This is a genomic window from Polynucleobacter sp. 35-46-11 (genome assembly GCF_002281105.1).
In genome coordinates, this window is sequence record NZ_NCFJ01000444.1 from 1 (window position 1) to 2,058 (window position 2,058).

Sequence of the window (2,058 nt, forward strand, 5' to 3'; positions counted from 1 at the left end):
AGTAGACCCCACGACAGCTAACCTCTTAATCGCTGCCGCTTTAATCATTGGCACGCCATTCTTTATTATTTTTGGAACCTTGTCAGACATGATTGGTCGCAAGGTCATCATTATGGGTGGCCTGTTGTTAGCTGTTGTGACTTACATTCCGGGCACGCCAGTTTCTGTATTTAATGCATTAACCCACTTTGCAAATCCTGCCTTAGAAAAAGCAATGGTTACTGCGCCAGCAACAATTACTGCGGATCTGAGCGAGTGTAGTTTCCAGTTTAATCCGACTGGCACAGCTAAATTTACGAGCTCATGTGACATTGCTAAGCAGGTTATGGCATCAAACTCTGCCAGCTACAAAACAATTCCTGGGTCTGTGGGAAGTACTGCCATCATCAAAATTGGTGAAACTGAAATTCAGGCGTATTCAGCAAAAGGAATGACTTTAGAAGAGAGTCAGACGAGAGACGCAGAGTTTAAAAATGCTATCCGTAACGCTCTAAATTATGCGGGCTATCCAGCGAAAGCTAATCCTGAAGAAATCAGTTACGTTCCAGTACTCCTGTTGTTAGCCTATTTAGTTATTTTGGTGACAATGGTGTATGGCCCTATTGCAGCAATATTGGTCGAGATGTTCCCAACACGTATTCGCTACACCTCAATGTCCTTGCCCTACCATATTGGTAATGGCTGGTTTGGGGGTTTGCTGCCAACAATATCATTTGCCTTGGTTGCTCAAAACGGCAATATCTACCATGGTCTTTGGTATCCGATCATCATTGCTGCCATTACATTGGTGATTGGCACCTTATTTATTCGTGAGACAAAAGATGTTGATATTTATGCGAACGATTAGTTAATCTTTTGCTCTGTCAAAAACCCGATCAGCTTATGGTCGGGTTTTTTGTTGTCAAATTAATTCCAAAGATCTTTTTGATTACCGCGCTGAAAGAGGGCTTTGTTTTGGCTTGCTATTGAAGTGATTCTTTGTCCTGGTGTGAGATCAATCTGGGCGCCGGCTGCAAGCATTCCTGGCTTATTAACCCGCGAGTACCAGCCACTTTTTCCGGACTGCAGCATTGCCTTGGCCGCGCCTTTGTATTTCATCTTTGCGTTGAACTTAAAACATGGCTCTCTGAGTTTGACAACTGTAAATTCAAGTTCACCAATAGTCATCTTATCCCCCACAAATACTGCATCCTCAAGAAGTCCCTCGATCGTGAAGTTCTCACCCATAGACCCAGGCTGGAGATTAACTATTTTCTTGGTTTCCCTATTGAGAAGTTCATTCCAAAATGCATAGTGTTCGATTGGATAAACATATATCGCTTTTTCAAGACCGCCATGTACTGATAAATCTGCTTGCTCGTCGCCCACAACACCTAAGGATTTGACTTCTACTGGGGTTGCCTGGCTTAGCGTGCTCACTGGCTTTTTATTGATCGCAGAAGCTACGCTTGAGTAATCGGGATGATTTAGTCCAAATAAGGGGCCTGATTTGCCAAGAGAGATTGATAGTAGTCGCATAGAGATTCGCTGATAAGATTGAACGATCACATGAAGAAAGCAAATAATGCAACTGTATAGGATCGTAGTAGGGGTGATTCTGGGTATTTGTCTGAGCCAGTCCGCCTTAGCAAAATGGGAGGAAGAGCGTGACCTCACCGTCAACGGCAAAGATGAGCTTGTTTACTACTTTAAAACCAATGAGCAGGGGCAAAAGCTCGTACTCGATAAATATATTAAGCGCCTCATTTTTATTCGGCCCGACCGCCTTCATAAGCGCACAATCCGCTTAATCAAGATCGACGATCAAGCTATTGAAGTGATGAGCGATCCTTTCTCACGCTACCCTGAGCAAACCGCAATTACTTTTGAGAATAAGGATGAGGTGCTTAAAAAACTCTTTTTGGCTAAGAAGATTGAAGTTTTTGTTCGCTACAACCGAGATGATGCCATCAGCACTTTTCAAATCAAGTAGCATCCTAGCTCAGGCCTTACATCAGCTCATCTATTAAAACCCTGGAGCCCTTTTGGACTTTTCATACCTCATCGATCTATTTTTAC

2 protein-coding genes and 1 pseudogene are annotated in these 2,058 nt (G+C 43.2%); 2 read left to right on the forward strand and 1 reads right to left on the reverse strand.

Features of this window, described 5'->3' with window-relative positions; all coding sequences use genetic code 11:
- A pseudogene (locus B7Y67_RS16115) lies at positions 1-847 on the forward strand (MFS transporter); the annotation flags it as partial.
- Positions 848-906: 59 nt separating this feature from the next.
- On the opposite strand, the gene B7Y67_RS16120 reads toward B7Y67_RS16115, so the two are convergent.
- Complete coding sequence (locus tag B7Y67_RS16120) at positions 907-1,518, reverse strand: MOSC domain-containing protein (protein ID WP_293599501.1); 612 nt, start codon at positions 1,516-1,518, stop codon at positions 907-909.
- Between the two features lie 46 nt (positions 1,519-1,564).
- Here B7Y67_RS16120 and B7Y67_RS16125 point away from each other — a divergent pair, with 46 nt between their 5' ends.
- Complete coding sequence (locus B7Y67_RS16125; RefSeq protein WP_293599502.1) at positions 1,565-1,972, forward strand: hypothetical protein; 408 nt, start codon at positions 1,565-1,567, stop codon at positions 1,970-1,972.
- Positions 1,973-2,058 lie beyond the last annotated feature (86 nt).